The 15,479-nt window shown below is 62.6% G+C and carries 16 protein-coding genes; 6 read left to right on the plus strand and 10 right to left on the minus strand.

Translation table 11 applies throughout. The annotated features are described in order from the left end of the window. The first annotated feature begins 3 nt into the window (after positions 1-3). From DKB74_RS03645 to DKB74_RS03655, 3 genes are all read left to right on the plus strand, one after another. Positions 4-315, plus strand: a complete 312-nt coding sequence (locus tag DKB74_RS03645) for an FtsB family cell division protein (protein WP_109806710.1) — start codon at positions 4-6, stop codon at positions 313-315. Between the two features lie 206 nt (positions 316-521). Further along, on the plus strand, positions 522-1,571 hold the full coding sequence (pdhA, locus tag DKB74_RS03650) for a pyruvate dehydrogenase (acetyl-transferring) E1 component subunit alpha (protein ID WP_109806711.1): 1,050 nt from the start codon (positions 522-524) through the stop codon (positions 1,569-1,571). 1 nt (position 1,572) lies between these two features. Then, positions 1,573-2,973 carry a pyruvate dehydrogenase complex E1 component subunit beta gene (locus DKB74_RS03655; RefSeq protein ID WP_109806712.1) on the plus strand — a complete coding sequence of 467 codons (1,401 nt, stop codon included), beginning with the start codon at positions 1,573-1,575 and terminating at the stop codon, positions 2,971-2,973. A gap of 111 nt (positions 2,974-3,084) precedes the next feature. On the opposite strand, the gene cdd is transcribed toward DKB74_RS03655, so the two are convergent. The 3 genes from cdd to DKB74_RS03670 are packed head-to-tail and all read right to left on the minus strand — an operon-like array spanning position 3,085 to position 4,726. Further along, on the minus strand, positions 3,085-3,534 hold the full coding sequence (cdd, locus tag DKB74_RS03660) for a cytidine deaminase (protein ID WP_109806713.1): 450 nt from the start codon (positions 3,532-3,534) through the stop codon (positions 3,085-3,087). Between the two features lie 2 nt (positions 3,535-3,536). Next, complete coding sequence (locus tag DKB74_RS03665) at positions 3,537-4,238, minus strand: GH25 family lysozyme (protein WP_109807101.1); 702 nt, start codon at positions 4,236-4,238, stop codon at positions 3,537-3,539. Between the two features lie 5 nt (positions 4,239-4,243). Then, positions 4,244-4,726, minus strand: a complete 483-nt coding sequence (locus tag DKB74_RS03670) for a UPF0262 family protein (protein WP_109806714.1) — start codon at positions 4,724-4,726, stop codon at positions 4,244-4,246. A gap of 83 nt (positions 4,727-4,809) precedes the next feature. Here DKB74_RS03670 and DKB74_RS03675 point away from each other — a divergent pair, with 83 nt between their 5' ends. Next, positions 4,810-6,303 carry a replicative DNA helicase gene (locus DKB74_RS03675; RefSeq protein WP_109806715.1) on the plus strand — a complete coding sequence of 498 codons (1,494 nt, stop codon included), beginning with the start codon at positions 4,810-4,812 and terminating at the stop codon, positions 6,301-6,303. A gap of 103 nt (positions 6,304-6,406) precedes the next feature. Beyond that, positions 6,407-7,366 (plus strand): hypothetical protein, encoded by a 960-nt coding sequence (locus DKB74_RS03680; RefSeq protein WP_109806716.1) that lies wholly within the window; start codon positions 6,407-6,409, stop codon positions 7,364-7,366. 57 nt (positions 7,367-7,423) lie between these two features. On the opposite strand, the gene DKB74_RS03685 is transcribed toward DKB74_RS03680, so the two are convergent. From DKB74_RS03685 to DKB74_RS03715, 7 genes are all read right to left on the minus strand, one after another. Beyond that, positions 7,424-8,191 (minus strand): phosphoadenylyl-sulfate reductase, encoded by a 768-nt coding sequence (locus DKB74_RS03685; protein ID WP_109806717.1) that lies wholly within the window; start codon positions 8,189-8,191, stop codon positions 7,424-7,426. Next, on the minus strand, positions 8,184-8,639 hold the full coding sequence (locus DKB74_RS03690; protein WP_109806718.1) for a DUF934 domain-containing protein: 456 nt from the start codon (positions 8,637-8,639) through the stop codon (positions 8,184-8,186). The genes DKB74_RS03685 and DKB74_RS03690 overlap by 8 nt, the downstream gene beginning before the upstream one ends. Before the next feature lie 119 nt (positions 8,640-8,758). Next, positions 8,759-10,390 carry a nitrite/sulfite reductase gene (locus DKB74_RS03695; protein ID WP_109806719.1) on the minus strand — a complete coding sequence of 544 codons (1,632 nt, stop codon included), beginning with the start codon at positions 10,388-10,390 and terminating at the stop codon, positions 8,759-8,761. A gap of 1 nt (position 10,391) precedes the next feature. Continuing rightward, positions 10,392-10,688 carry a DUF2849 domain-containing protein gene (locus DKB74_RS03700; RefSeq protein ID WP_109806720.1) on the minus strand — a complete coding sequence of 99 codons (297 nt, stop codon included), beginning with the start codon at positions 10,686-10,688 and terminating at the stop codon, positions 10,392-10,394. Further along, the gene (gene cobA / locus DKB74_RS03705) at positions 10,685-11,482 is read right to left on the minus strand and encodes a uroporphyrinogen-III C-methyltransferase (protein WP_109806721.1); all 798 of its coding nucleotides are present in this window, start codon (positions 11,480-11,482) and stop codon (positions 10,685-10,687) included. The genes DKB74_RS03700 and cobA overlap by 4 nt, the downstream gene beginning before the upstream one ends. Before the next feature lie 113 nt (positions 11,483-11,595). After that, positions 11,596-13,011: a succinylglutamate-semialdehyde dehydrogenase gene (gene astD / locus DKB74_RS03710; protein WP_109806722.1), complete on the minus strand. Its 1,416-nt coding sequence runs from the start codon at positions 13,009-13,011 to the stop codon at positions 11,596-11,598. A gap of 88 nt (positions 13,012-13,099) precedes the next feature. Further along, positions 13,100-14,485 (minus strand): protein adenylyltransferase SelO family protein, encoded by a 1,386-nt coding sequence (locus DKB74_RS03715; RefSeq protein ID WP_109806723.1) that lies wholly within the window; start codon positions 14,483-14,485, stop codon positions 13,100-13,102. Positions 14,486-14,503: 18 nt separating this feature from the next. On the opposite strand from DKB74_RS03715, the gene DKB74_RS03720 reads away from it, so the two are divergent. After that, positions 14,504-15,394, plus strand: coding sequence for an alpha/beta fold hydrolase (locus DKB74_RS03720; protein WP_109806724.1), 891 nt, complete (start codon positions 14,504-14,506; stop codon positions 15,392-15,394). Positions 15,395-15,479: the final 85 nt, after the last annotated feature.

A 15,479-nucleotide genomic window follows, 5' to 3' on the forward strand; every position in this document is an offset into this window, starting at 1 on the left:
GGTATGTCGCGTATCTCGCCCTTTCGTTCGATCCTCCGGCGCGCCGGGTTTCCGGCCCTGGCGCTGATCGCCATGGCTTTTTTCGGCTATTATGCCGTGCTGGGCCCGAACGGCGCGCTGGCGCATCCTGAAGTGCGCCAGCAACTCGAAGCGCGACAGGCGGAATATGCCCAGCTCGACCGTCAGCGTGCAGAGCTCAAGAACCGGGTCGACCTGCTCGACCCGAAGGGCGCGGACCCCGATCTGGTGGACGAGCTGGCACGCAAGAAGCTCAATGTGGCCCGGCCGGACGAAATCATCGTTCCGCTGGATTAACAGGGGCTAACGCTTTTCCGCCGGACTTCGCCGTGATGCACGGACCCGTTTTCGTCAAAGCGGTGAAGCCGCCGCTGCGCAGCGATTGTCATTCTTGCAATCGATCGTGTTTTGAACGCATGCCGTGAATATGCGTTGACGTTGCGTCACGCGTAGCGAAACGCATATACGCACCAATTCTTCCCAACAGGGACGCGAGGATATCTGTGGCAAAAACCCCGGCGACACGCCGCAAAAGTGAACCAGCCAAACCCAACCGCGAACGGCCGAACGAACCGGAGCGGTACAAGGCCGATAAGGACGAGCTGCTTGAGCTGTACAAGCGCATGCTGCTTATCCGGCGATTCGAGGAAAAGGCGGGGCAGCTCTACGGCCTGGGTCTGATCGGGGGCTTCTGCCACCTCTATATCGGTCAGGAAGCGGTTGCGGTCGGCCTGCAATCGGCGCTGGATCACGAAAAGGATTCGGTGATCACCGGCTATCGCGATCATGGCCATATGCTCGCTTACGGCATCGACCCCAAGCTGATCATGGCAGAGCTTACCGGCCGCGAGGCGGGTATCTCGAAGGGCAAGGGCGGGTCGATGCACATGTTCTCGACCGAGCATAAATTCTATGGCGGTCACGGCATTGTCGGCGCGCAGGTTGCGCTGGGTACGGGCCTGGCTTTCGCGCACAAGTACAATGAAGATGGCGGGATCACGCTCGCCTATTTCGGCGACGGTGCGGCCAATCAGGGTCAGGTGTACGAAAGCTTCAACATGGCCGAGCTGTGGAAGCTGCCGATCGTTTATGTGATCGAAAACAACCAATACGCCATGGGCACCAGCGTCAATCGCTCCTCGGCGGAGGATCAGCTGTATCGTCGCGGCGAAAGCTTCCGGATTCCGGGGATTCAGGTCGACGGCATGGACGTGCTGGCGGCGCGCGGCGCGGCCGAGGAAGCGCTTGCCTGGGTGCGCGCGGGCAAGGGTCCGATTATCCTCGAGATGAAGACCTATCGCTATCGCGGCCACTCGATGTCCGATCCGGCCAAATATCGCAGCCGCGAGGAAGTGCAGTCGGTGCGTGAGAAATCCGACCCGATCGAACATGCCAAGCGCGAGCTGGAGGCGGCCGGCGTCACCGAGGACGAACTCAAGACGCTGGAAAAGGAAATCCGCAAGATCGTGAACGAATCGGCCGATTTCGCCGAAACGACGCCCGAACCCGATCCGAGCGAACTTTATACCGACGTGCTGGTGGAGAGCTATTGAGATGGCAGTCGAGATCAAAATGCCGGCGCTGTCGCCCACCATGGAAGAAGGCACGCTGGCCAAATGGCTGGTGAAGGAAGGCGACACGGTTTCTTCCGGCGACATCATGGCCGAGATCGAAACCGACAAGGCGACGATGGAATTCGAAGCCGTCGATGAAGGCACGATCGCGAAGATCATGGTCGAGGCCGGGACCGACAATGTGAAGGTCGGCACGGTCATCGCGCTGATCGCCGAAGAGGGCGAGGATGCCGCCAGCGTCGAAGCGCCCAAGGCAGAGGAAAAGCCCGAAGCCGCCGCCGAGGAACCCGCGCCCAAGGACGCGGCAGGCAAGCCCGAGCCGAAGGAAACCGGCACGGCACAGCTGGCGGACGTAAAACCGCAGGCGCGCGATCCCGAAGTGCCCGAAGGTACCGAGATGGTGAAGGTCACGGTCCGCGAAGCGCTGCGCGACGCAATGGCCGAGGAAATGCGCGCCGATCCGCGCGTGTTCGTGATGGGCGAGGAAGTCGCCGAATATCAGGGCGCGTACAAGGTGACGCAGGGCCTGCTGGAGGAGTTCGGCGCCAAGCGCGTGATCGACACGCCGATCACCGAATATGGCTTTGCCGGGGTCGGCACCGGCGCGGCGATGGGCGGGCTGAAGCCGATCGTCGAGTTCATGACGTTCAATTTCGCGATGCAGGCGATCGACCACATCATCAATTCGGCCGCGAAAACCAATTACATGTCGGGCGGTCAGATGCGCTGCCCGATCGTGTTCCGCGGTCCCAACGGTGCGGCAAGCCGTGTCGCGGCGCAGCACAGCCAGAATTACGGCCCCTGGTATGCCAGCGTGCCGGGCCTGATCGTGATCGCGCCCTATGACGCCGCCGACGCCAAGGGGCTGCTCAAGGCGGCGATCCGCAGCGAGGATCCGGTCGTGTTTCTCGAAAACGAACTGATGTACGGGCGCAGCTTCGAAATTCCGAAGATCGACGATTTCGTCCTGCCGATCGGCAAGGCGCGGATCGTGCGGCCGGGCAGCGACGTGACGATCGTTTCCTATTCGATCGGCGTCGGCGTTGCGCTGGAGGCGGCGGAAACGCTGGCGGGTGAGGGGATCGAGGCCGAAGTCATCGATCTGCGCACGCTGCGTCCGCTCGACAAGGCAACGGTGCTCGAAAGCCTGAAGAAGACCAACCGCATGGTGGTGGTCGAGGAAGGCTGGCCGGTCTGTTCGATCGCCAGCGAGATCAGCACGATCGCAATGGAAGAGGGGTTCGACGACCTCGACGCGCCGGTGCTGCGCGTCACCAATGTCGACGTGCCGCTTCCCTATGCCGCCAATCTCGAAAAAATCGCCATCGTCGATGCGACGCGCGTGGTCGAGGCCGTGAAAAAGGTCACCTACACCGCATAAGGCGTAGGTGAACAAATTCGGTTTGCGTTGAACCTGTCGAAGCGCCGTTCTTGCTTGCGTCACCGCCAGAGAGAATGGCAGCGCTTCGACAGGTTCAGCGCGAGCGGGGAATTATGCCAGCCCAAGATCCGCAGGCCCGAAGGCATGCGGTAGCAGCTCCGACAAGCGATAGGTCGCAATCGCATCGCCTTCCGCCGCCGCACAATGGACCGGCAGATCGAGCCCGGCCATCTGCGCAACTTCGTTGAGGATCTGACGGCAGCGTCCGCACGGGCTGACGACCGCATCGCCGCGCATCGTGCCGTCCGCGTCCATCGCACCGCCGGTCACTGCAACGGCGACGATCTCGCGCATCCGGCCCTGTGCATTGGCAGCGGCCACCGCCACCGTTTCGGCGCATAGCGACAGGCCATAGCTGGCATTTTCGAAATTCGTACCGGTCAGGATATCGCCGTCCTGCATCAGCAGGGCAGCGCCCACCGCAAAGCGCGAATAGGGTGCATGGGCATGCATGGCGGCATTTCGTGCGGCAGCGACAAGCGCGGCAATTTCGGGAGTCATGGTCATGGTGCCGGGGCGATCACGTTCCAGTTGAGGGCGCCGGTCACGCCCTTTGCGTGCCGGAAGCGATTGGCCTGCCACAGCGTCCAGCCCCGCGCCAGATAATCGGGCGGAAAAAAGGTGCCGACCGCCCATAGCCGGTTGGGAAAGGCCTCGCTGATTCGATAGCGATCCTCGAATCGCTTCGAAATGCGCAGGATCGGCGTCTTGCCGAGATGGCTTTCGGTTGCGCGCAACAGCGTCTGCAGTTCGGTGAGAACCACTTGCCGGTCGGGCCGCGCAGTACAATCGCGATGAAAGTCGAGATCGATCGCGGCGGGAAGCTGCGCGCCGCGGCGCGGCACGGTGGTGACGAAATTCGCGGCCTGATCCGATGCGAGCTGGCACAGCGAATAGATATGGATCGCGCCGCGCGGGATCTCCGCTTCATACATGCCCTGCCAGTTTGCGGCGAAGCGATCGTCGCGAACCGCCGCTCCCATCGTCGCGCGGGCATAGGCGAAGCGGGCGCCGGCCGCCTTCAGCGCAAACCATTGGATGCGGCCCTGCGCAGCGCTCACATCGACGCCCTGCACGGGAAATGCCCGCTCGGCCGGACGCCAGTTGAGGAGAAACAGCCAGGCGGCGAGCCCGATCAGCGCGAGCGCGAGCGCGATGCCCGAAACCACGCGCAGCCGCCGTGCCACGATGCGCGGCGCCACCATGCGGCTCATCCCTTGATATGGAGTACGCAGATGAGCGTGAACAGCCGCCGTGCGGTATCGAAATCGACATCGATCTTGCCGTCGAGGCGCTCCTTGAGCATCTCCGACGCTTCGTTGTGGACACCGCGCCGGGCCATGTCGACGGTTTCGATCTGTTGCGGCGTCGCCGCGCGAAGCGCCCGGTAATAGCTGTCGCAGATCGCGAAATATTCGCGAATCGGCCGGCGGAAGCGCGCCAGGCCCAGCACATGCGTTTCCAGATGGCTGCGGTCCTCGCGCAGGATGTCGATCACCAGCCGCCCTTCCTCGACGCGCAAGTGAATGCGATAGGGGCCGGTATAGCCGTCGGGATGCTCGCGCTGCGGCGCAAAATGATTGTGTTCGAGCAGATCGCGAATCGCCACGCGCCGTTCCTGCTCGATATCGTCGGAGCGGCGAATGATGCTCCCTTCGTCGAGCGTCACTTCAATGATGCGCGTATCACTCATGTCCAGCGCAGCTATCGGAGTAATCATCGCTTTCCACAAGCCCGGTGCATTGATGCGCCGTGCGGATTGCGCGACAAGGGACCATGGCACAACCCATCCCCTTTCCTGCAGGCAATGCGGAAGAAGGCACGACCCTGCCTCAGAATGTCGAAGCGGAAGCCGCGCTGCTCGGCGCGATGATGATCGACAATCGCGTCGCCGAAGACGTGATGCAGCGAATCCGCCCGGAGCATTTCTATGAACCGCTGCATGGGCGAATCTTCGAACAGATCGTGACGCTGGTGGGGGATAACCGGCTTGCCAATCCGGTGACGCTGCGCCCGCTTTTTTCCGCCGACGAGGCGATGAAGCAGGTCGGAGGGCCCGCCTATCTGGCTCAGCTGACGGCGAATCCCGCCAGTCTGATCGGGGCCAAGGCCTTTGCCGACCAGATTTACGATCTCGCGATGTTGCGCGCATTGGTGACTGTCGGCCGCGACATGGTGGAGAGCGCGCTCGACACCAGCGAGGACATCAATCCCGCCAAGCAGATCGAACAGGCCGAACTGCGCCTTTATGAAGTCGCCGAAAAGGGCGAGACCGAGGGCGGGGCGAAGAGCTTCACGCGATCGGCAGCGATGGCGGTGCGCAACACCGAACGCGCGATGAATTCGGGTGGCAGCGTTTCGGGTGTCACGACGGGCTTTGCCGATCTCAACGCGATGATGGGCGGGTTCAACCGGTCGGACCTGATCATTCTCGCCGCGCGTCCGGCGATGGGCAAAAGCTCGCTCGCATCGAACATCGCCTTCAACGCCGCAAAGCGCTGGATGGACGATATGGAGGCGGGCATTGCCGAGGATAAGACGATCGGCGCGCCAGCGGCGTTTTTCAGCCTGGAAATGTCGGCCGATCAGCTGGCCGGTCGTATCCTGTCCGAACGATCGCAAATCGCGTCGGACAAGCTGCGCACCGGCAATATCAACCCAAGCGAGTTTCAGCGCTTTGCCCGCGCGGCGGCGGAGCTGGAAAAACTGCCCTATTTCATCGACGATACGCCGGGCCTGACGATCGCGGCGTTGCGTACGCGCGCGCGGCGGATGAAGCGCCAGCACAAGATCGGCATGATCATCGTCGACTATCTGCAACTTCTGCAAGGCAGCGGACGCCATTCGGGCGAGAATCGCGTGCAGGAAATTTCGGAAATCAGCCGCGGCCTGAAGACATTGGCAAAGGAGCTCGACGTGCCGGTCCTGGCGCTGTCACAGCTTAGCCGTGCGGTCGAAAGCCGCGAAGACAAACGCCCGCAGCTCGCCGACCTTCGCGAATCGGGATCGATCGAACAGGACGCCGATATCGTCCTCTTCATCTATCGCGAGGAATATTATCACGATTTCAAGATGCCGCGCGCGCCCGACGGCAATTCCAGCGCTGATGAAATCACCAAATATCAGGCATGGCAGGACGAGCAGTTGCGCGTTGCCAACAAGGCAACGGTGATTATCGCCAAGCAACGCCATGGCGCGACCGGCGCAGTCGACCTGCGCTTCGACCGCCAGTTCACCAAGTTCAGCGACCTGGTGCAGGACGGATATTGATTACAAATCATTACAAAATGCGTTGTTGTAATAATAATATTGTAAATCTGTGTAGATAGAATAATAATGCTTGATAGCATGGTCACGGTCGGGGGGATTTGTGATGCGGCTTTCAGCAAATATTGCATCTGCGAAGTTGTTTTTTGTGATCGTGGCTGGATTGATGGTCCAGGGGTGTGGAAATCTTTCCACCATGGCCCGCGTCGATCCGCTCGAAATCGTTAGCTATCCGGGGAATTGTGGACTTGCGGACTGGTCCGCGCCCGTTGACCTTAATTGCTTCCAATTTCCCGGTTCGCAAAAACCGGCCTATCAGGACGCTGTTTCGGACCAAACGGCCCGTAATCGGCTCGTTTCGCTGCTGATGGCGCGATCGGATACAATTTGTACCGAGGAAATGGGGGAACTGAGCGCCAACGAAGCGACTACGACATTTGGCCTCGATGTGATCAGTACTGCTGCGACGACGGCAGCCAATATCGTGACCGGCGATCAGGCACGACAGATCCTTACCGGAGCGGGAACATTGGCGGGTGCATCGCGCAGTCACGTCAGCGCTGACATTTATCGACAGACCGTGTCGCACGCGATCAGTCGTGCGATCTTCCTCGAGCGCCAGCGCCTTCGCTCAGCGATCGAGGGACGTTTCACGCAGACGCATAGCGAATATGTAATCGACCAGGCCATTCGCGACGTCGTCGAATATCACAACACCTGCTCCTTCTATCGCGGGCTTGAACTGGTGCTCGCCTCGGTTGAAGGCACTCCGACCGAACGCGACGCAGCCGAGCGGCGCGCCAAGATTGCTGAACTGGAGCAACGTGCGGCTTGGTATCGTGCACAGATGGTCGGGTTAAGCGGGACGGAAAAAGAGACGTATTCGAATCGACTTAAGGCGATACTCGACCGGATCGATGCGCTGACCTTTGCCAGAGTAACTACACTCGGTGGAGGAACCGAGTTTTCAGACGAAAAGGAAGATCATCAAACCGATTCCAGCGTGGAAAGCGATGCCGACGGAGATCAACCGCCCGAATCGTCGGTACCCGAGGATAGCGGCTAGCGGCGGGAAGCCACCGCTGCGTCCGGACGGCTGGAAACACGTCCTTAGGACGCGCGATCAGAACACCGGCAGATCGGGGTCGTTATCGTCGACCGGCGTGTGAATACCGCATTCGGTCTTGTCCCAGCCGCGCCAGCGGCCTGCGCGCGGATCTTCGCCTGGCTTTACCTTGCTGGTGCACGGCGCGCAGCCGATGGACGGATAGCCCTGGGCGACCAGCGGATGCCGCGGCAGATCATGCTTGTCGAAATAGGCTTCGAGATCTTCGCGCGTCCAGCTGGCGAGCGGATTGACCTTCAGCCGGTCGCCATCGAGTTCGAAGCGGGGCAGGGCGTTGCGGGTCGACGCCTGAAACGCCTTGCGCCCGGTGAAGCTGGCATCGAACGGCGCCAGTCCTGTTTCGAGTGGCACGACCTTGCGGATATCGCAGCAGCCATCGGGATCGAACGACCAGCGCAGGCCCTTTTCGTCGCGTTTTGCGATCACGTCGGCATCGGGGCGCAGGTTGCGCAGATCGCGCAGGCCAAGACGCGTCGCCAGCGTGTCGCGATAGGCGAGCGTTTCGGGGAAATGCTTGCCGGTGTCGAGGAACAGCACCGGGACCGAAGGATCGACCGACGCGATCAGATGCAGCAATACTGCCGATTCCGCGCCAAAGGACGACACCACCGCAGCGTCGCCGAGCATCGCATCGCCGATCACCGCGCGCAGCATTTCTTCGGTATCGCGACCGCGAAACATGTTGTTCAGGCGCACCGCATCGCTTTCCCGCCAGCGGGGACCGGGATCGATGCGATCGATGACGCGGCGTGCCGGCTCACCCATGACGCAGTTTCCATACCGGCGTGCGATCGTCGGCTGCGGCCTGATAGACAAAGTCGTAGCGCGCGAGCGCGGCCTGCAACACCGCGGCGTCGACCGGCTTGTCGGGCGCGAAACTGTCGAAGCCGCAGCGGCGCATATGGGGGATCTGGTCGACCAATATGTCGCCCGCCGCGCGCAGTTCGCCCGTATAGCCCGCTTCGCGCAGGATGCGTCCCGCCGAATAGCCGCGCCCGTCGCGAAACACCGGGAAACTGACTTCGATCAGCTGCAACCGATCAAGATGCGGCAGGAGCGCGCGCGCATCCTCACCCGTTTCCAGCCGCACCGCCGTGGCGTTGGACTGGCCGAGAAACGAATCGAGCGTGACTGCGGGTTCCTCATGCGGTTCATCGTCGCGGAAGCGCAGCGCGTTATCGACCACGCCGTCGGTGGTGAAGCTGTCAGTCATGAACAACCCCCGTTTGCGCTGAGCCTGTCGAAGCGCTGTTCTGCTTCTTTGCACGGCGGGAAAGACAAGGACGGGGCTTGGACAAGCTCAGCCCCAACGGTGTGCGGGTGGCGCGAAGGTCAGCCATAAAGCGCCTCCTTGAACGGATCCATGCCGACGCGGCGATAGGTATCGACGAAGCGTTCGCCCTCCGCGCGGTTGGCGAGATAGACGTCGGTCACCTTTTCGACGGCATCGACGATCCCGTCCTCATCGAAACCCGGCCCGGTAATCTTGGCGAGGCTGACATCCTCGGCTCCCGATCCGCCAAGCAACAGCTGGTAATTTTCGGTGCCCTTACGATCGACGCCCAATATGCCGATATGCCCGGCATGGTGATGCCCGCAGGCATTGATGCAGCCGGAAATCTTGAGCTTGAGTTCACCCAGTTCGCGCTGGCGGTTCATATCGGCGAAGCGGCTCGCGATCTTTTGTGCGACCGGGATCGAGCGGGCATTGGCGAGGCTGCAATAATCGAGACCCGGGCAGGCGATGATGTCGCTGATCAGATCGAGATTGGATTCGCCAAGGCCTGCCGCATGCAGATGTTGCCACAGCGCATAGAGATCGGCTTTTTTCACATGCGGCAGCACGATGTTCTGGCTGTGCGTGACGCGCAACTCGTCGAAGCTGTAGCGTTCGGCGAGATCGGCCATCAGGTCGATCTGATCGGCCGAGGCATCGCCGGGAATGCCGCCGATCGGCTTGAGGCTGATCGTCACCGAGACATAGCCGGGTCGCTTGTGCGCGTGGACATTGCCGTCGAGCCACAGCGCGAAATCGGGATCGCTGCAGTCGATATCGTCGGAAACGCCGGTTTCGAACGCGGGATCGGCGAAATATGCCGCGATACGATCGAGCTCCGCGCGCGGCGGATCGATGCCCAGCGTCTTCACATGGGCGAATTCCTCCTCGACCTGGCGGGCATATTCCTCCGCGCCGATTTCGTGGACGAGGATCTTGATCCGCGCCTTGTACATATTGTCGCGGCGGCCATGGCGATTATAGACGCGCAGGCACGCTTCAAGATAGCTGAGCAGGTCTTCGTACGGCACGAAATCCTTGATTTCGGGCGCGATCATAGGCGTGCGGCCCATGCCGCCGCCGACGAAGATCTTTGCGCCAACCACGCCGTCGCGCTCAATCAGCTGCATGCCGATGTCGTGCAGCCGCATTGCCGCGCGGTCCTCATCGCTGGCGATCACCGCGATCTTGAACTTGCGCGGCAGATAACTGAATTCCGGGTGGAAGCTCGACCATTGGCGCAGCAGCTCTGCCCAGGGGCGCGGGTCGGTAACTTCGTCGGCAGCCGCGCCGGCGAACTGATCCGAACTGATATTGCGAATGCAGTTTCCGCTCGTCTGAATGGCGTGCATCTCGACCGAAGCCAGATCGGCAAGGATGTCGCCGCAATCTTCCAGCTTGATCCAGTTATACTGCAGGTTCTGGCGGGTGGTGAAATGGCCGTATCCGCGATCATATTTGCGCGCGATATGGCCCAGCATCCGCATCTGGCGGCTGTCGAGCGTGCCATAGGGAATGGCAACGCGCAGCATATAGGCGTGCAGCTGCAGATAGAGGCCGTTCATCAGCCGCAGCGGCTTGAACTGATCCTCGGTCAGTTCGCCCTTCAACCGCCGTGCGCACTGATCGCGGAATTCCGCGACGCGCGCGTCGACGATCGACTGGTCATATTGGTCATATTTGTACATGTCAGATTACCCAGTTCCCGGCGTGCGGATCCGCCGGTTTGAGCGAAAGGTCGAGGCGTACCGTCGGGCCGAGCGCGCGGACGCGGTCCTTGATATGCGCGGGGCGGGGGCCGTTATCGGTCGCCACTGCGTCGATGACATAGGGGGCGTTGACGCGGCGCGCGGCTTCCTCGGTCGCAGCGAGCGATTCACCCTTGTCGGTGACATCGACGGCGTCCTCGACATGCCGCGACCATTCGCCGCCGGCCCACCAGATGACGTCGCCGGTTTTGAGATCGTTACCGGTCAGAAGCTTCATGCCATGCTCTCCGCAGCGGCTGCCCATGCCGCCAGTTTGTCTTCGGCATTTGCCAGCCGGGCGACTTCGCCGACGACGATCACCGCCGGCGATTGCACATCCTCGCGGTGCATCATGTCGCCCAGGTCGGCGAGCAACGTCCTCAGCGCGCGCGCGCCGGGCAGGGTGCCGCGTTCGAGTATGGCGACGGGCATTTCGGGGGCGACGCCGTCACAGATCAGCTTTTCCGCGATCGCGGCGCCGGTGGCGACACCCATATATATGACGAGCGTGCGGCCCTTGCCCGCAAGGCCGGACCAATCCTGATCCGACAGCCCCTTGCATTGCCCGGCGACAAAGCTGACGGCGCTCGACCAGTCGCGATGCGTAAGCGGGAGCTGTGCCTCCGCCGCGCAGCCGAGCGCCGCCGAAACGCCGGGAATGACTTCGACGCGAATGCCTGCGGCACGCAGGGCTTCGACTTCCTCGCCGCCGCGCCCGAAGACGAAAGGATCGCCGCCCTTCAGGCGGATGACCGTGGCGCCGGTCAGCGCCTGTTCGACCAGCAGCGCGTTGATCCCTTCCTGCGGCAAGGTATGGCGCGCGCGTTTCTTGGCGACGGAAATACGGGTGGCGGATTGCGGGGCGAGGTCGAGGACGCGCGTATCGACCAGCCCGTCATGCACCACGACATCGGCGCGGGCGAGCGCCCGGGCGGCGCGCAGCGTCAGCAACTCCGGATCGCCGGGGCCTGCACCGATCAGGATCACCTGACCGGTATCTCTGCCTTCATTGGTTCTGGGCGCAATTTCCATGCGGCCGAAATGCGCGTCGGCCTTCCGTCATGCAATCGACGCTTCCTTGGGGCGATGCTAGCGAAACTATCCGACTGCGCCGAAAGCGCGGTTTTCCGCGACGATTGCCGGGGTCAGGCGTCGCGCAGACCCAGGCCGATCGAGGCCCGCGCCTGTTCGCTTTCGGAGCTGACCACCGGATAGGCGCAGTAATCGGCGGCATAATAGGCACTGGGGCGATGATTGCCCGACCAGCCGATGCCGCCGAACGGCGCGGCGGATGAGGCGCCATTGGTGGGGCGGTTCCAGTTGACGATGCCTGCCCGGATATTTGCCCAGAACTGGTCGTACAGCTTGGGGTCCTGGCTCACCAGACTGGCCGACAGGCCATAGCGGGTGTTGTTCGCTTCGGCGATCGCTTCGGCGAAGTCATTGGTGCGGAACACCTGAAGGATCGGTCCGAACAACTCGACATCGGGCTTGTCGCTTGCATCGGTCATGTCGATCAGCCCGGGCGACAGGAACGGGCGGCCCTCGATCGGCCGTTCCAGGTGACGCAGCGGGCGGCCGCCGCGCGTCGACAGCGCCAGAAAGCTCTCGGTCAGCATATCGGCGGTGTCGTTGTCGATCACGGGGCCCATGAACGGCGCCGGGTCGGCATGCGGTTCGGCGATGATCATGCGGTTGATCAGCTTGTTGATTTCCGCGACCAGCGGATCGCACAGCTTTTCATCGACGATCAGGCGCCGCGCGGCGGTGCAGCGCTGACCCGCCGATGTGAACGCCGATTGGACGACCAGCACGGCGGCGGAATAGAGATCGGGCGTCGACCAGACGATGATCGGATTGTTGCCGCCCATTTCCAGCGCGAGGATCTTTTCCGGGCGCGTGGCAAACTGGCGATTGAGCGCGATCCCGGTATTCGCCGAACCGGTGAACAGCAGCCCATCGATATCGGGATGCCCGGCAAGTTCCTTGCCCTGTTCGCCGCCGCCGACCAGCAACCGGACGCAGCCCTGGGGAATGCCCGCCGCGTGATAGCATTCGACCATGAAGGCGCCGGTTGCCGGGGTCTTTTCCGAAGGTTTGAACACCACCGCGTTACCGGCAAGCAATGCCGGGACGATATGGCCATTGGGCAGGTGCGCGGGGAAATTATAGGGGCCGAGCACCGCCAGCACGCCATGCGGCTTGTGCCGCAGCGCCAGGCGGGTGTTCATCGGCGCGTCGATCCGCCGCTGGCCGGTACGTTCCGAATAGGCGGTGACCGAAATATCGACCTTGGCGATCACGGTTTCGACTTCGGTGCGCGCTTCCCAGAGCGGCTTGCCGGTTTCGCGCGCGATCAGGTCGGTAAAGGCATCTGCCTTTGCCCGGACGACATTTGCGAACCGCCGCAGTGCCTCGATGCGATAGGCGAGCGGACGCGCCGCCCATTCGGCCCAGCTTTCGCGGGCTAGCGCGACTTCCGCATCGACATTTCCGATGGCCTGACGCCACAGGACGGCGCCGGTTGCGGGTTCGGTGGATACTATTTCCGTGGCGGGCATTCGCGTTCTTTTTCTGGGCTCCCGAAGGCAGCACGCTCTTGCACGAAAATTTCACGCGACGCCACACCCCGCATGGCGAGCGCCTGTCTCAACGCAGTGCTTCGCCCATCCGGCGAATCGTCGCGATCTTGGTTTCGAAGGGGCGCCAGTCGTCATGGGCGTCGATCGCGGTCCAGATCGATTCGACTTCGTCGATCAGCATCGAACAGGGGGCGGTGTCGCTCCAATAGGGATGCTGGCGCGGTTTGCGCCGCGTGTGCGGCGTCAGAAGCTTTTTCACTTCGTCGAACGCCTCGCCATAGCCTGCCGGCGCGATGCCGCCGAACCAGTCGAAAAAGAAACGGTCGATCGGCGTATCGGTGCTGCGCAGCGCACGCTCGATCGCTGCGATCAGATCGGCATCGCGGCGGTCGTCATAGCGCTTGATGCCCAGTCGCCAGAACAGCGCGTCGGTCACTGCGGCCTGATAGCGGTCGCCGAAACTTTCGAGGATCGCGATCAGCGGTTCGGCATCGCTCACCAGCCGCAGCGACACCGCAAGCTGCATCGCATCCCAATGGATCGCCTCGGGCTGGCGCCCGAAGGCGTAGAGACCGGCATGGTCGAAATAGGCGGCGGTGAATCCCGGATCCCAGTTCGGGTTGAACCGCCACGGGCCATAATCGAAGCTTTCGCCGGTGACGTTGATATTGTCGCTGTTGAGCACGCCATGGACGAAGCCGGCGGCCATATAGCTGGCGGCAAGTTCGGCGGTCCGCCACACGACCTGATCGAGCAGCCGTTCCGCGCCATCCTTGCCGGCCGGTTCGCCATAGAGATGTTCGAGGACATAGGCGATCAGCCGATGCATCGCCTCTTCCTCGCGGAAATAGGCGAGCCGCTGAAACGCGCCGATTCGGATATGGCTGTGGCTCAGCCGCACCAGCACTGCCGATCGCGTGGGGGAGGGTTCGTCGTTGCGATCGAGCGCTTCGCCGGTTTCGATCAGCGAGAAGCTTTTCGACGTGTTGACGCCCAATGCCTCGAGCATCTCGGTCGCCAGCACTTCGCGTACACCGCCCTTCAGTGTCAGGCGCCCGTCGCCGAACCGGCTCCATGGCGTTCGGCCCGACCCCTTGGTGCCCAGGTCGAGCAACCGATCGCTGCCATCGCGTAGCTGAGCGAACAGGAATCCGCGCCCGTCGCCGATTTCCGGGTTGTACACGCGGAACTGATGCCCGTGATAGCGCAGTGCCAGTGGCGTGGGTAGATTGTCCGGCAACGGTGTGAACCGACCGAAATGATCGCGCCATGCCGTATCGTCGAGATCGCCAAGCCCCACCGCCTCCGCCCAGCGCTGATTGCGGAATCGCAATAGGGCCTTGGGGAAGCGCGCAGGCGCGACTTCGTCGTAAAAGGGTTCGCCGAGCGAAAGGATCGTTTCGGCGGGACGATAGGCGGCAGGACGCGGAGACGCTTGCGGGCGGAACATCATATGGCGATATGGGGACCAATGTCCGATCGACGCAACCCGACGCCGTGGGAAGACGGCTATTGGTGGTCCAGGGATGGCGTGCGCCTCCACTACCGCGATTATGCCGGCGACGCCGCGCGCCCGCCGCTGCTGTGCATTCCCGGCCTTACCCGCAACGCGCGCGATTACGAGGCGTTTGCCCAACGCTTCGCCGGCGACTGGCGCGTGATCGTGGTCGAACTGCGCGGACGCGGCGACAGCGGCTATGCCAAGGACCCGATGAGCTATGTCCCGCTCACCTATCTTCAGGATATCGAAGCGCTGATCGCGGAGTTGAAACTCGATCGGTTCGTGGTGATCGGCACGTCGCTCGGCGGGATATTGGGCATGCTGCTCGCGGTTACCGGCGCGCAGCGGATCGCGGGGACGCTGCTCAACGATGTCGGACCCGAACTCAATGCATCGGGACTGGCGCGCATCCGCGATTATGTCGGCAAGCCGATGTGGCACGACACCTGGGTCCATGCCGCGCGCGCGACCGCCGAAGCCAATGGCGATGTCTATCCCGATTACGAAATTCAGGACTGGCTGGCTATGGCGAAGCGGCTGTACAAGCTGACCCCGGGCGGCCGCATCGTGCTCGATTACGACATGCGCATCGCCGAGCCGTTTCGCGTGCCCGGTAATGAGGCCGCGCCCGACATGTGGCGCGCGTTCGATGCGCTTGCCGGCGAACCGATGGCGATCGTGCGCGGCGAACGATCGGATATCCTGTCGGCCGAAGTCGCGGAAAAGATGGCGGCGCGGCATCCGGGTTTCGAACTGACGACGGTGCCGCGCGTCGGCCATGCACCGACGCTCGACGAGCCCGAAGCCGTCGCCGCGACCGAACGGTTGCTGGCGCGGGTTTCCGCTGCCGTCCTCGCCTGACCATGGCCCGTCTGGCGATGGATTGTCGTTTCGGTGGCGGGATAAGGACTGACGTGCAGCGCAAATCCGGCTAAGCGGCTCTTCC

It is taken from the genome of Stakelama portus, assembly GCF_003171655.1.
Classification (GTDB): Bacteria; Pseudomonadota; Alphaproteobacteria; order Sphingomonadales; family Sphingomonadaceae; genus Sphingomonas; species Sphingomonas portus.

Bases quoted from the DNA above. Each gene is read 5' to 3' on its own strand.
- DKB74_RS03645 (WP_109806710.1), top strand. From the start codon at position 4: ATGTCGCGTATCTCGCCCTTTCGTTCGATCCTCCGGCGCGCCGGGTTT.
- DKB74_RS03655 (WP_109806712.1), top strand. From the start codon at position 1,573: ATGGCAGTCGAGATCAAAATGCCGGCGCTGTCGCCCACCATGGAAGAA.
- cdd (WP_109806713.1), bottom strand. From the start codon at position 3,534: ATGACTCCCGAAATTGCCGCGCTTGTCGCTGCCGCACGAAATGCCGCC.
- DKB74_RS03665 (WP_109807101.1), bottom strand. From the start codon at position 4,238: ATGGTGGCGCCGCGCATCGTGGCACGGCGGCTGCGCGTGGTTTCGGGC.
- DKB74_RS03670 (WP_109806714.1), bottom strand. From the start codon at position 4,726: ATGAGTGATACGCGCATCATTGAAGTGACGCTCGACGAAGGGAGCATC.
- DKB74_RS03675 (WP_109806715.1), top strand. From the start codon at position 4,810: ATGGCACAACCCATCCCCTTTCCTGCAGGCAATGCGGAAGAAGGCACG.
- DKB74_RS03680 (WP_109806716.1), top strand. From the start codon at position 6,407: ATGCGGCTTTCAGCAAATATTGCATCTGCGAAGTTGTTTTTTGTGATC.
- DKB74_RS03685 (WP_109806717.1), bottom strand. From the start codon at position 8,191: ATGGGTGAGCCGGCACGCCGCGTCATCGATCGCATCGATCCCGGTCCC.
- DKB74_RS03690 (WP_109806718.1), bottom strand. From the start codon at position 8,639: ATGACTGACAGCTTCACCACCGACGGCGTGGTCGATAACGCGCTGCGC.
- DKB74_RS03695 (WP_109806719.1), bottom strand. From the start codon at position 10,390: ATGTACAAATATGACCAATATGACCAGTCGATCGTCGACGCGCGCGTC.
- DKB74_RS03700 (WP_109806720.1), bottom strand. From the start codon at position 10,688: ATGAAGCTTCTGACCGGTAACGATCTCAAAACCGGCGACGTCATCTGG.
- cobA (WP_109806721.1), bottom strand. From the start codon at position 11,482: ATGGAAATTGCGCCCAGAACCAATGAAGGCAGAGATACCGGTCAGGTG.
- astD (WP_109806722.1), bottom strand. From the start codon at position 13,011: ATGCCCGCCACGGAAATAGTATCCACCGAACCCGCAACCGGCGCCGTC.
- DKB74_RS03715 (WP_109806723.1), bottom strand. From the start codon at position 14,485: ATGATGTTCCGCCCGCAAGCGTCTCCGCGTCCTGCCGCCTATCGTCCC.
- DKB74_RS03720 (WP_109806724.1), top strand. From the start codon at position 14,504: ATGTCCGATCGACGCAACCCGACGCCGTGGGAAGACGGCTATTGGTGG.